Origin of the sequence: Pseudahrensia aquimaris, from assembly GCF_042676045.1 — a bacterium.
GTDB classification, from domain to species: Bacteria; Pseudomonadota; Alphaproteobacteria; order Rhizobiales; family Rhizobiaceae; genus Pseudahrensia; species Pseudahrensia aquimaris.
Window position 1 is genome coordinate 444,362 of the sequence record NZ_JBHTJV010000002.1, and the last position, 12,139, is coordinate 456,500.

The 12,139-nt window shown below is 54.8% G+C and carries 12 protein-coding genes; 7 read left to right on the forward strand and 5 right to left on the reverse strand.

Features of this window, described 5'->3' with window-relative positions:
* The 3 genes from ACFQ14_RS01910 (at position 1) to ACFQ14_RS01920 (ending at position 2,571) form a co-directional block, all read left to right on the forward strand.
* Complete coding sequence (locus ACFQ14_RS01910) at positions 1-1,077, forward strand: 5-(carboxyamino)imidazole ribonucleotide synthase (RefSeq protein ID WP_377211003.1); 1,077 nt, start codon at positions 1-3, stop codon at positions 1,075-1,077.
* Positions 1,078-1,284: 207 nt separating this feature from the next.
* Positions 1,285-1,509 carry a 30S ribosomal protein S21 gene (gene rpsU, locus ACFQ14_RS01915; protein ID WP_377211004.1) on the forward strand — a complete coding sequence of 75 codons (225 nt, stop codon included), beginning with the start codon at positions 1,285-1,287 and terminating at the stop codon, positions 1,507-1,509.
* A gap of 222 nt (positions 1,510-1,731) precedes the next feature.
* Complete coding sequence (locus tag ACFQ14_RS01920) at positions 1,732-2,571, forward strand: tetratricopeptide repeat protein (protein WP_377211005.1); 840 nt, start codon at positions 1,732-1,734, stop codon at positions 2,569-2,571.
* A gap of 67 nt (positions 2,572-2,638) precedes the next feature.
* Here the strand turns inward: ACFQ14_RS01920 and ACFQ14_RS01925 are convergent, their stop codons facing one another.
* From ACFQ14_RS01925 to ACFQ14_RS01935, 3 genes are all read right to left on the reverse strand, one after another.
* The gene (locus ACFQ14_RS01925; protein WP_377211006.1) at positions 2,639-2,872 is read right to left on the reverse strand and encodes an aa3-type cytochrome c oxidase subunit IV; all 234 of its coding nucleotides are present in this window, start codon (positions 2,870-2,872) and stop codon (positions 2,639-2,641) included.
* Positions 2,873-3,021: 149 nt separating this feature from the next.
* Positions 3,022-3,447, reverse strand: coding sequence for a hypothetical protein (locus ACFQ14_RS01930; RefSeq protein ID WP_377211007.1), 426 nt, complete (start codon positions 3,445-3,447; stop codon positions 3,022-3,024).
* Positions 3,448-3,541: 94 nt separating this feature from the next.
* A complete protein-coding gene (locus ACFQ14_RS01935) occupies positions 3,542-5,401 on the reverse strand; it encodes a M3 family oligoendopeptidase (RefSeq protein WP_377211008.1) in 1,860 nt (619 codons plus the stop codon).
* Positions 5,402-5,569: 168 nt separating this feature from the next.
* Between ACFQ14_RS01935 and ACFQ14_RS01940 the strand changes: the two genes are divergently transcribed.
* Entirely contained in the window at positions 5,570-7,060 is a 1,491-nt protein-coding gene (locus ACFQ14_RS01940) for a sigma-54-dependent transcriptional regulator (protein ID WP_377211009.1), read from the forward strand.
* A gap of 263 nt (positions 7,061-7,323) precedes the next feature.
* The gene (locus ACFQ14_RS01945; RefSeq protein ID WP_377211010.1) at positions 7,324-9,129 is read left to right on the forward strand and encodes a DUF882 domain-containing protein; all 1,806 of its coding nucleotides are present in this window, start codon (positions 7,324-7,326) and stop codon (positions 9,127-9,129) included.
* Positions 9,130-9,168: 39 nt separating this feature from the next.
* Here ACFQ14_RS01945 and rcdA read toward each other — a convergent pair whose 3' ends face one another.
* Positions 9,169-9,708 (reverse strand): protease adaptor protein RcdA, encoded by a 540-nt coding sequence (gene rcdA, locus ACFQ14_RS01950; RefSeq protein WP_377211011.1) that lies wholly within the window; start codon positions 9,706-9,708, stop codon positions 9,169-9,171.
* A gap of 264 nt (positions 9,709-9,972) precedes the next feature.
* Positions 9,973-10,167: a DUF1192 domain-containing protein gene (locus ACFQ14_RS01955; protein ID WP_377211012.1), complete on the reverse strand. Its 195-nt coding sequence runs from the start codon at positions 10,165-10,167 to the stop codon at positions 9,973-9,975.
* Positions 10,168-10,272: 105 nt separating this feature from the next.
* On the opposite strand from ACFQ14_RS01955, the gene ACFQ14_RS01960 reads away from it, so the two are divergent.
* Together ACFQ14_RS01960 and ACFQ14_RS01965 are read left to right on the forward strand one after the other, a co-directional pair.
* Positions 10,273-11,271 (forward strand): NAD(P)H-quinone oxidoreductase, encoded by a 999-nt coding sequence (locus ACFQ14_RS01960; RefSeq protein ID WP_377211013.1) that lies wholly within the window; start codon positions 10,273-10,275, stop codon positions 11,269-11,271.
* 156 nt (positions 11,272-11,427) lie between these two features.
* Entirely contained in the window at positions 11,428-12,114 is a 687-nt protein-coding gene (locus tag ACFQ14_RS01965; RefSeq protein ID WP_377211014.1) for a DUF1013 domain-containing protein, read from the forward strand.
* Positions 12,115-12,139: the final 25 nt, after the last annotated feature.

Consider the following 12,139-nt stretch of genomic DNA (forward strand, 5'->3'; position numbering starts at 1 on the left):
GTGACGGCTTCCTCGAACAAACCTTTACCGCCGAATTCAACGATTGGAATTATCGGTGGTGGGCAACTGGGCCGAATGCTGGCGAGCGCTGCCGCTCGGTTGGGCTTCAAGAGCATCGTTCTGGAACCGGGCCACGAGCCGCCAGCAGCTCAGGTATGCAACCGCCATATCGAGGCGGCTTATGATGATCCGGCAGCTTTGGACGAGCTCGTTGCAGCTTGCGACGTGGTCACTTACGAATTTGAAAACGTGCCGATGGCAGCCGCGCGGATTGTTGAAGACGCAAAGCCGCTCTATCCGCCGGCCGGGGCGTTGGAGGTTTCGCAGGACCGTTTGATGGAAAAGCGCAGTCTTCGGGAAGCTGGAATTGCGGTTGCAGATTTCATCGCTGTTGATGAGTTTGACGGTCTAAAAAGTGCGCTGCTTGAATTCGGCGGTGGCGTTTTGAAGACGCGGCGGTTTGGATATGACGGGAAGGGGCAGAAGGTTTTTCAAAGCGCTGACCTGCCTGATGACTTCGATCTTGGCGGTTTGGGGCAAGGCCCCTTTATTCTTGAGCGTTTGATCGATTTTGATAGCGAGTTTTCGGTCATCGCAGCGCGGGCTGTGGATGGTACGATTGCGGCTTATGAGCCATCAATGAATGTTCACGAAGACGGTATATTGCGCACATCAACTGTGCCTTCAGGTTTGGCGCTGGGTGTTGTGGAAGAAGCGCGGTCTGTCTCAGCGCAGTTATTGGAAGCGTTGGATTATGTTGGCGTGGTTGGTGTGGAGTTTTTTTGCACGGGCGAGGAAATTCTCGTCAACGAGTTCGCTCCACGCGTGCACAATTCCGGCCATTGGACCCGCGAAGCCTGTGTAACCGGCCAATTCGAGCAGCACATCCGCGCTATCACCGGCCACAAGCTCGGCAGTGTGGCGCGACACAGCGATTGTGAAATGATCAATCTTATCGGGTCACAAGCCGATGATGTGGCCCGTTATCTGGACGATCCACACGCGCTTTTGACGCTGTATGGCAAAGCTGAAAGCCGGGCCGGTCGAAAAATGGGGCATGTCACGCGGCTTCGCTAAAATGGCTTGTCTTTTGCGGCTTCCCTTTGGTGATTGTGGACTGGACAAAGCCGCTATTTTGGCCTAGCAAACCACATCGGCACTCTCTTGAGTGCGCGAGACCGGCGTCTTTTGCCTTTCGTTGGCTGCCTCTGCGCAACCACCCACTTGGTCAAGACGTTGTTTCCTCGTAATAAAATTGAACACTGGAAGAAACGGATATAGCCCGTGCAAGTCGTCGTACGTGACAACAATGTTGATCAAGCCCTGCGCGCCCTGAAGAAAAAACTTCAGCGCGAAGGCGTTTTCCGCGAAATGAAACTGCGGAATTTTCATGAGAAACCCTCTGAAAAGCGTGCCCGTGAAAAGGCTGAAGCCGTTCGTCGCGCCCGCAAGCTGGCACGCAAGCGCGCGCAGCGTGAAGGCCTCATTCCAGGCAAAGCCCCGCGCTAACGTACTGCGTTTGATGCTGCAGCAACCGCCGCTGTTTTGCCAGAATTGCTATAGATAAGGTTCAGGGGTGGCCGACGCGTTCGGGTGCCCCTGTTTCGTATTGTTGAGCGCCAGCATTGAACACGTTTGCCCTTTGCCCTGCCGCTTGTGTGATGATACGACACCGATGAATTGCACAGTCGGTTTTGGGGATCGGCGCAGCTTTTAGGAAACCGGCCTTTCATGGGTGCCAAGCACTTTCCAGCATTTACCCGACCGCTTCACGGCGCGATAGTTTGCGTTTTGGTTCTGTCACTTGCCGGTTGCGTGACGCAGTCGGTTGCTCCGACATTCGAAATTGAGAAAGAGCAGGGCTCCGACGCCAACATTTCTTCGTTGACGCAGGTTGTTCGGCAAAACCCCAATGATCCCATTGCTTATAATGTGCGTGGTTCGGCTTATGGCCGTGCTGGCAAGCTTGATTTGGCTCTGGCTGATTTCAACAAGGCTGTGACGCTCAATCGGCAATATTATCAGGCCTATTCCAACCGGGCGCTGATCTACAGCAAGAAAGGCCGTTTTGACCTGGCCGCGCGGGATTACAATGCGGCTCTGTCGATCAATGGGAACTATGACGAGGCGTATATAGGACGAGGCGAGGTATACATGGCTGCGAACCAAACCGAGTCCGCATTCCGTGATTTCTCTCGTGCCATCCAGTTGGATACGACCAATCCACGCGCATACCATCAACGGGGTTTGATTTTTCAACGCCAGCGTCAGCACGATCAAGCGATTGAAGACTTTTCAAAGGCAATTTCACTCGCGGATCAGCAGCCAGAGCCCTACAACGCTCGCGGGCTTTCGTATTTAGCTTTGGGGTCAGAGCAAAACGCGCTTGATGATGTGAACACCGCACTGAAAATCGATTCGCGCTATGCGGAGGCATGGGTGAACCAGGCCGTTATCTATGAGGCACGAGGCGACAAGAAACGTGCCTTCAAGAGCTATTCGCGTGCGGCTTCGCTCGACCGCAACTACCGCCCGGCACGGGACGGTATGGAGCGCACGCGCGGATCATAAAAGCGCTTCTCACAAATTTTGTAGTATCATTATTCGGGCCGACAAACTGGCCGTGCAGGCGCGTAGCTTACGCCAGTACCTTTGATGCAATCATCAGCAAGATAAAAATCAGTGTTCCGCCGACGAAGCCAGCGCCCATGAAGAAGCCTGCGGCCATTGCGATGAGCAAGGCGACATTGAAAATGATGCCCCACTTAACCAGCGACATGAACATTGAATATGTCGCTTCGTGCTCCGGGTAGTCCATCGGAGCGCCGTTTTGGTCGCCTAAGTCGTAACTTTGATCTGCCATAATACTCATGTTGCTAACGTGTCAGCTTGACGCAGTGTCATTGGAATACAACAGCCTGTGCGGGCAGTGCAAGTTAATTACGCAGCTCAAACGTCATATTCCTGTCGATGAGTGGGTAGCTTGCCTGGATGGTGTCCAAAGCGTTGAAATCTGCTGTGTCAGGCGCGGACGAGTTCGGCGACGCTGCCGGAATCTGTGGTGCACGTCATGTTGTTGGCGTCTGCGCGAACGCAATTTGCGGTGACGTTGCGCTTGTTGGCTTCGCTGTAATATTTGATCGTCGCACCGTTGGGTGTTGCCGTGTAGCTGCCAAGGGCCAGAGTGTTCTTGCCGTCTGCTGAATAGGCGCCAAACTTCCCTTTGCGGAATTCGTTGTAATAAACCTGACGGGCGGATGCATCTTTAGGCACCCATTTGCCCTCAATCGTCGGCGCGGGTGCGGGTGCTGTCGGTTGCGGTTTCGGTGAAGGCGCAATGGCAACGACGGGAGAATTGTTGCTGCGTGACTGACAGCCAGCGAGAAACGCTGCGGCTGCGAGGGTTGTGATCAGTGCCGTCGACTTGGATTTGGCAAAAAGGGTCATGGTCTTGGTGTTTTCCGAAATTCAGTAGTGTGCCGCGGCGATACATACCGCCATTTGCTGCCTGTTATGCCACAGGAAGTTTGATTTTGCGAGATCAGGATTGCGCGGCGTCCGCTTCTTCCAATTCGTCGATCAAGCCTTCGATCACGGCCAAGCCTTTGCTCCAGAACGTTGGATCGCTGGCGTCCAGACCGAAAGGCGCGAGCAGTTCGCTGTGGTGCTTTGTGCCGCCGGCGCGAAGCATGTCGAAGTATTTTTGCTGAAAGCCTTCTTCGCTGTTTTGGTAGACGGCGTAGAGAGAGTTCACCAAGCAATCGCCAAAGGCATAGGCATAAACGTAGAACGGTGAATGGATGAAGTGGGGAATATAGGTCCAGAATGTTTCGTAACCGGGGCCAAATTTGACTGCTGGTCCGAGGCTTTCGGCCTGCACGGACATCCACAATTCGTTGATCTGGTCTGACGTCAATTCGCCGTTGCGGCGCTCTTCGTGGACCTTGCGTTCGAACATGTAAAACGCGATTTGGCGCACGACCGTGTTTATCATGTCCTCCACTTTGGCGGCGAGCATTGTCTTGCGCTCTTGCGGTGTTTTGGCTGCATCGAGCAAGGAACGGAAAGTCAGCATCTCGCCAAAGACGCTTGCAGTTTCAGCCAAAGTCAGCGGGGTGGAGGCCATCAATGCCCCTTGCTCGGCGGCCAAGACTTGGTGGACGCCGTGGCCGAGTTCGTGGGCCAATGTCATCACATCACGCGGTTTGCCCTGATAGTTTAGCAAGACGTAGGGGTGTGCAGACGGCACCGTTGGGTGCGCAAACGCGCCCGGCGATTTGCCATGGCGCACGGGGGCGTCGATCCAGTTGTGATCGAAAAAGCGGGCAGCAATGTCGGCCATTTCCGGCGCAAAACCGCTATAGGCGTCCAGCACTGTTTTGCGGGCCTGGTCCCAACCGATGGAACGTTGTGAACCGGTGGGAAGTGGTGCGTTGCGGTCCCAGTGGTTCAATTGTTCCATGCCCAGCCATTTAGCTTTCATGGCGTAGTAGCGGTGAGATAGGCGCGGGAAGGCATCACGCACAGCGGTTACCAGCGCGTCCACCACTTCACGTTCAACACGGTTTGCCAGGTGACGGCTATCGGCCACATCTTCAAAGCCGCGCCACTGATCGCTGATCTGCTTATCCTTGGCGAGCGTGTTTGTAATGAGCGTGAAGAGACGCAGGTTCTCCTTGAAAGTGACAGCAAGCGCATCGGACGCTGCCTTGCGCAATTTTGGGTTTTTGTCTTGCAGCAGGTTGAGGGTCGGTTCGATCGCGATTTCGTCGCCATTCACTTTAAAGCGAAGGCTTGCCATCGTTTCGTCGAACAAGCGGTTGAACGCGCCGCGGCCAGTGGCCGATTTTTCCAAGAAAAGCTGCTCAATGCGGTCTTCAAGCTGGTGGGGCTTGTCTAACTGCAGGTCTTCAATCCACGGGCGGTAGTGGGCGAGTTGCTTGCTCTTCGCCATCGCTTGCTGGATCACGCCGGTGTCGATGCGGTTCAGTTCCAGCGGGAAGAAAAGCAAGTGCGAGCCGGCGGAAGTAAGACGTTCTTGCACGTCGCCGTAAAACTTCGCGCGGACAGGGTCTGATGAATCGCCGGCATAAATGAGCCCCGCATAAGAAATAACACGGCCCAGACGATCTTCCAGCTTTTCATAATCAATGATTGCATTTGCCAAGCCGTCTGGATGATCAGTGGCGAGTTCTTCAAGCCTGCCTTTGTAATTGGTCGAAAACACCTCGCAGTGCGGCACGGCGGAATCGAAGTCTTTCTTGAAGGCTTCCGATTCCATGCCAGGGTAGAGATCATCAAGATTCCATTCTGGCAGGTCGCCGAATTCGGATTTGGCTGCACCGGCTTTTGCTTTGGCTGCGGATTGGGGATCGTTGGTCGGACGCAAGATAAAAGTCATGGGCGTTGGGCGCGCTTTTTCTGGATGGAATCTTGTGGAGGCTTGCTCCCCTATAAAGCAGGAAATCGATTTGGGTAACCATTTGTTCACGCTGCTGCTTAAGGACGCTTTCAAGCAGTTGTGCCATTTTGGCATGGAAACGCGTGCCGGCTGTTTGTGGAGATTTATATGAGTGCGACGATTTTGGTGGTGGATGATGATCCTGTACAACGCCGTTTGTTGGAGGGCGTTTTGAACAAACTCGGCCACCGCGTCGTGCTGGCCGAAGATGGCGAGCTGGCTCTGGCTGTCTTGCGCGGCCAACAAGGAACGTCGATTGACTGTGTGGTGCTGGATCTCATCATGCCGGGCCTAGATGGCATGGGGGTGCTGGCCCAAATGCATGTCGACAGGCTGGCACAGCCGGTGATCGTGCAAACCGCACAGGGTAGTATAGACACCGCCGTTGCCGCTATGCGGGCTGGCGCCAGCGATTTTGTTGTTAAACCGGCCGCGCCAGAACGGCTGCGGGTTTCCATCCAGAATGCTTTGAAAATGGGCGCGATGGAGCAAGTCGTGAAGAAAGTGCAAAAGACCACGGCAGGAACATTCACTTTCGACGACATGATTGCTGAAAGCCCCGCAATGGAAAAAGTGGTGAGGCTGGGTCAACGGGCTGCTGCATCGAACATTCCGATTCTGATCGAAGGGGAATCTGGCGTCGGTAAGGAAGTGATAGCCAAAGCCATTCAGGGTTCCAGTGAGCGGGCAGGCAAACCGTTTGTCACGGTTAATTGCGGTGCGCTTCCGGAGAATTTGGCCGAAAGCATTTTATTCGGTCACGAGAAGGGCGCGTTTACGGGCGCCGACAAGGCACACGCGGGCAAGTTCAAAGAAGCCGATGGCGGCACGTTGTTTCTTGATGAAGTCGGAGAATTGACGCTCGACCTTCAGGTGAAACTGCTGCGAGCTATCCAGGAAGGTGAGATTGATCCCGTAGGCGGAAAACGTCCGGTTAAGGTGGATATCCGGCTCATTTCCGCGACCAATCGCGACATGATCGAACAGGTCAAATCGGGCGCGTTCCGCGAAGATCTTTACTATCGGCTGAACGTCTTTCCAATCGCAATTCCGCCGCTGCGAGCGCGGAAAAGCGATATTGCAGCTCTGGTTCGTCACTTCACGGCTCAGATTTGCTTGGAAGAGGGACGTAGAAATATTTCCGACATCCGCACAGATGCGCTTGCCATGCTGGAAACGTATGATTGGCCGGGTAACATCCGACAGCTTGAGAACGCGATCTTTCGGGCCGTTGTTTTGTGTGATGGGACTGAGCTGACCATTGACGAATTTCCCCAGATTGCTGCCGCAACTGGGACAGAGGCGAGCATCTATCCCTCTGCAGCTGTTTCCTTGGAGGGCAGCGGTGCTGAGAAACACCACGATCCAAATGATGGTGTAGCGGCGGGATACGGTCTTTTGCTTGATCAATCCGGCAGCCTTCGCAGCATTGATGATCTTGAAGCTGATATCATCCGTTTTGCCATCGAACACCACGATGGCCGTATGGCGCAGGTGGCGCGTAGCCTTGGGATCGGAAGGTCCACTCTTTACCGTAAATTGAAGGAATACGGGCTTGATGGCGCGGAAACTGCTACAGATGCGTCTGACGCAGCGTAGATTTAGCAAAAGTGCATGTAAATCCAGTGGGTTTGGCACTGCAATGCTCTTTTGCAAAGCCGATGGAAACGCTATATTAACCGTGTTGGCACCAAACTAGCCAATGCCCCGAAAGCACCGCATTTGCGGGGCACGCAATTGTCTGGCCCGGGCGGGTTCATGCAGAGCGCAAACCTTGCGCCTTTTGAACGCCAAAGAGCCGGTCGAAAACGAGTTCAGTTTCAGTGCCTGCGCCGCGCAGGAGAGAAGGCTTTCAGCAGCCCATGGCTTCATTAGGGGTATCAACCTGCAAAAGCGCTGAGCGTGTGTTTGGATCGGCATTTGCCGCGCCTGCATTTGCGTTGCGTGCGCTTGTCTTGCTTCTTGCATTCCTACTGACTTTTGCCAGCGTTGCTCTCGCCAATGCGGAGACCCGCACCCTTCGTATGTATTACACGCATACGAAAGAGAGCATCACAGTCACCTATAAGAAGAACGGCAAATATCAGAAAAGCGGCCTTCGCAAACTCAACCGGTTCCTGCGCGATTTCCGCCGCAACGAACCAACGCGTATGGACCCGGAGCTTTTCGATATTGTCTGGGAAATCTATCAGGCGTCCGGCTCGCGCAAACCTATCCATGTGATCTCTGGGTATCGTTCGCCGCGCACAAACAAGATGCTGCGCCGCCGCGGCCGCAAGGTTGCCAAGAATTCGCAGCACACACGGGGCAAAGCGCTCGACTTCTTCCTGCCGGATGTACCGGTTTCCAAATTGCGGGCTCTCGCCCTTAAAGCGCACGCCGGGGGCGTCGGCTTCTACCGCGGGTCGTTCATTCACGTTGATACAGGCCGCGTGCGCCACTGGCCGCGCATGAGCCGCCGTCAATTGTCCAAAGTATTTCCGCGCGGTCGCACGATACACGTGCCTTCTGATGGCCGTAAGATGAAGGGCTATAAAACTGCGGCTGCAAACCTGCGCAAAGGCTTAAACTACGATGGCTCGCGCCGCCTTACCGGCGCAAAGCCAACGCTGCTCGCTCGTATTTTTAACAATTCCGGTGGCGATGGGGATGAGAGTGAAGGCAACACGAACGTTGCTGAAGCCAAGCCAACGCCTGCCAAGAAGCCGAAACGTGCTGTGGCCGCGAAGCCTGCTCCGAAGCCTGCCGCGCCGAAGGGCCCTGACCCGTTCGCTCAAGAGGTGGCAGCTGTTTCTGCACAACGTGGGAATGAGCAAGATGAAGCGGCGAAAGCTGCGGAGCGGATTGCCCGTGTGATTGTGCCCACGCCGCGCCCGCGGATCGCTGTTCCAGAGTCAGAACCGCAAGTTGCGCAAGCGCCTGTAGAGGAAGCCCAGACCGAATTGGCCCTTGCGACACCATCGCCTGAAACTCCAATCGTGCGCCCTGTGGTGGATGTGAACGAGCGTACAGGAAATACCGTAGCGTCTGGGCCAACCGCCGACGAGTTGGACGCTTTGAAAAGCCGTATTCAGACTGCTCTTGCCCGCCAGCGCCAGTTGAGTGCTGCTGAGCGCGCAACAGAACAGTTGACGCAGAGGGTCGCGAAACTGGCTGTGCCTGCGCCAAGAACGCCGGCCAAGCAAGAACCTGATAAGCCTGTCTTGCAGGCCGCTTTGCAACCCACAGCGCCAATCGTAACGACACCTTCTTGGCGTCAGCCTGAGCCTGAAGTTGCTCCCGTTTCTCAAGTGCCAACGCCAGCGGCTGAATCGATTGCTGCCCCTAAGGTTGCGGCCAAGGCTGCTGATGAGCCTGCTCTGAAAGAAAAAGCGCCTGCGGTGGTTGCCAACAAATCGGTACAGCAACCAACGGCATCAATGATCGGCGAGCTTGCCCTTGGCAACCTTGAGGGCGAAACGGTGAAGGAATGGGCGATTGCAACATCAACGCGCGTTGGCCCGATCGCTGCACTGCAGGCTCCGTCATTCGACCAAGGTACGCGCCGCATAATGCCCGGCTCGGTTTATTCGCCAGGGTTCGAAAGCAGCCGCAAGAAAATTCGTTCCGACCGCTTTACCGGTCGCGCTATGACCCGCGTCGCGTTTGCGCGCGTGGCAATGAACTGATCGTCAGTTTCGAAGAATGTGCCTTGAAATTTGGTTTTTTCAGTCGTTGCCGAATGCGGTTTTGAGCAGACCCAGTTGCGCTGCAACAGGGTTGTCCGCTGGCTGATCACCGGGCTTCAAATCGTCAGTATAAATCTCGGTATCGAGACGACGGATACGCTGTTGGAGGCTGATTGAGCGTTCCACGAGTGCGACGAATTTCTCCGGCAGGTGCTCCCACGTATCCCCTTCAACGCGCGGTGGAATCTGCGATAGTTTCACGTTTTGCTTTTCGTTCATCGCCTGCTCAACGCTCATTTCGCCCTCAGCTACGGCACGTTGCAACAGAAGCCACGAGGCCATCTGCATCAAGCGTGTGGTGAGGCGCATTGACTCGGTTCCGTAGAGCGCCTTGGCGGCCTCCGGCAATTTGTTGATCGCGGCGCGGCCGTCATTGTCGAGAAAATCAGCCGTCTCCTCCACCAGTTCCATGCCGCTGGTGAACAGCACACTGAAACTTTCGCTGCGGGTGAAATGCTCTACCAGCGAGACAGGCTTTGCCCCTGCCTCGTTGGTCGACGTGTTTTCGCCTGCGCTCATTTGAAGTCCCCCGGATCGTTTGTTCAAAGACACTAGCCCCTCGCGAAAAGGGATTAAAGGTGGGGTGAGCAACTTCTGGGAAAATGGCTAACGCGAATTTGGACAAAAAAAAGGGTCAGCGAACTGACCCTCAAAAGTTAACAGGGGAGGACGTTCCAATGAAAAATCATCTAAACGACAAGTCCAGCAATGCCGAACACACCCCTATTAACGTCCATAAATCTTAACCAAAGGTTAAAATGGTTAATATTTAACCAAATTCTTCTACGGCTTTTTAAAGAACGCTTCAGCTGCATTCATGCTTTCAGCTTTTGCTTTACGAATTGTTGTAAGGCGCTCGATCTCGCCTTGTAGCAGCGCGACCCGCTCGTCCAGTTCGACCAAGGAAAGGGTTGAAACATCTTCGCCCAAGACAATTGTGTTCGGGTTTTTGGTTGTCGGTTCCAGATCTTCAAACATGCTTGCGTCTTTTCTCTTTGACCGTTTTGCTTCCCTTCATGCTAAACCGAATCGAGAATTTCGATCAATCAGGCGTTAACTCGCAACACCGATGGAGGCCGCTTCATGGCTGAACTCCCTACTTCCATGACAGCGATATCCATCCGTGAACCCGGTGGACCAGATGTATTGGTGCCGATCGCCTTGCCGGTGCCTGCGCCTTCAAAGGGAGAGGTGCTGATTGCGGTTAAGGCTGCGGGCGTGAACCGGCCTGATGTGCTTCAGCGTCTCGGCGGCTATCCCCCGCCGCCCGGTGCGCCGGAAACTCCGGGGCTGGAAATCTCTGGCGAAGTTGTCGCATTGGGCGAGGGCGTTTCGCAGTGGCAGAATGGCGATGCGGTCTGTGCGCTGGTTTCCGGTGGCGGCTACGCCGAATATGCGGTGGCAGATGCGGGACATTGTTTGGCAATACCCAAAGGCTTTTCGCACAATCAGGCTGCTGCTTTGCCGGAAACAGTGTTCACCGTTTGGCATAATGTGTTCCAGCGCGGCGGGCTGAAGAGCGGCGAGAGCTTTTTGGTGCATGGCGGCACGTCTGGCATTGGCACGGTGGCGATCCAGTTGGCAAAGGCGCGTGGAGCAACTGTATTTGCCACCGCCGGCAGCGAAGAAAAATGCGCGGCTTGCCTCGATCTTGGTGCCGATCTGGCGATCAATTATCGCAATGAGGATTTTGTCGAACGGGTGAAAGATGCCACCGATGGTAAGGGTGTGGATCTGACCCTTGATATGGTCGGCGGCTCCTATATCCAACGCAATATAATTGCGGCTGCGATGGACGGGCGCATTGTGCAAATCGCGTTTTTGGGCGGGCCGAAAGCCGAGGTGAATTTCACCCAATTGATGTTGAAGCGACTGACACTGACGGGTTCGACCCTGCGCGCGCGATCACGCGAATTTAAAGAAGCGTTGGCGCAGGAGGTTCAGCGCGAGGTCTGGCCTTTGATCGAGACTGACAAGTTCGCGCCCGTCATGCACGCGGAGTTTCCGTTGGTTGAAGCTGCTAAGGCCCACGCAATGATGGAAGAGAGCAAACATGTCGGGAAGATCGTGCTGAGCGTCTAATTCGTTTGCAATTTTGGCTGTCCAGCTTTATTTGAAGGTCAACTCCCCAAAACGTGGCACTCTCCACGGCTTGACCCTGAGGAAGACAGGGCGAGCGAACGGGGAAGAATTGTGTCTGCTGCGCGGCATTCGCGCTTTTTGTGAAGGAATAGACCTATGGCAAATCAGCTTCTCATGCCCAAGGCCACAGCCGTATGGCTTGTGGACAACACGGCGCTGACATTCGAACAGATCGCCAATTTTTGCTCGCTGCACCATTTGGAAGTTAAGTCGATTGCCGATGGCGATTCAGCTCAGGGCATCAAAGGTCTTGATCCTGTGTCGACTGGCCAACTTTCGCGCGATGACATTAAGGCTGCTGAAGCTGATCCTACCAAGCGCTTGAAACTGCTCGACCCAAAAGTAAGGGTGCCGGAGCTTAAGAAAAAAGGCCCGCGCTACACGCCTGTTTCGCGCCGTCAGGACCGCCCCAGTGCTATTTTGTGGCTGGTGCGCAGCCATCCGGAACTGAAAGACGCGCAGATCATCCGTCTGGTCGGCACAACCAAGACAACGATTGCCGCAATCCGCGATCGAACCCATTGGAACATCAACAACCTGCAGCCGCTTGATCCGGTCACGCTTGGCATTTGCAGTCAGATTGATCTGGATTTTGAAGTGGCCAAGGCTGCGAAGTATCTTCCTGCTGCACCAGAAGCACCTGCCGAAGACACGCTTGTGCCTGCGTCTGAAACTCAGGAAGCGGTAGTCAATCCTCTCGCCGATGAGAACAAGAGCGCTGATGAGGTGTTCAAGAACTTTGCCTCGCTGGGAGAAGGAAGCAACGGCGACGACAAGAGCTGATCTGCGCGATCATTTTATTGGGACA

Bases quoted from the DNA above. Each gene is read 5' to 3' on its own strand.
- rcdA (WP_377211011.1), bottom strand. From the start codon at position 9,708: ATGAGCGCAGGCGAAAACACGTCGACCAACGAGGCAGGGGCAAAGCCT.
- ACFQ14_RS01965 (WP_377211014.1), top strand. From the start codon at position 11,428: ATGGCAAATCAGCTTCTCATGCCCAAGGCCACAGCCGTATGGCTTGTG.
- ACFQ14_RS01960 (WP_377211013.1), top strand. From the start codon at position 10,273: ATGGCTGAACTCCCTACTTCCATGACAGCGATATCCATCCGTGAACCC.
- ACFQ14_RS01925 (WP_377211006.1), bottom strand. From the start codon at position 2,872: ATGAGTATTATGGCAGATCAAAGTTACGACTTAGGCGACCAAAACGGC.
- ACFQ14_RS01930 (WP_377211007.1), bottom strand. From the start codon at position 3,447: ATGACCCTTTTTGCCAAATCCAAGTCGACGGCACTGATCACAACCCTC.
- ACFQ14_RS01945 (WP_377211010.1), top strand. From the start codon at position 7,324: ATGGCTTCATTAGGGGTATCAACCTGCAAAAGCGCTGAGCGTGTGTTT.
- ACFQ14_RS01940 (WP_377211009.1), top strand. From the start codon at position 5,570: ATGAGTGCGACGATTTTGGTGGTGGATGATGATCCTGTACAACGCCGT.
- ACFQ14_RS01955 (WP_377211012.1), bottom strand. From the start codon at position 10,167: ATGTTTGAAGATCTGGAACCGACAACCAAAAACCCGAACACAATTGTC.
- ACFQ14_RS01920 (WP_377211005.1), top strand. From the start codon at position 1,732: ATGGGTGCCAAGCACTTTCCAGCATTTACCCGACCGCTTCACGGCGCG.
- ACFQ14_RS01935 (WP_377211008.1), bottom strand. From the start codon at position 5,401: ATGACTTTTATCTTGCGTCCGACCAACGATCCCCAATCCGCAGCCAAA.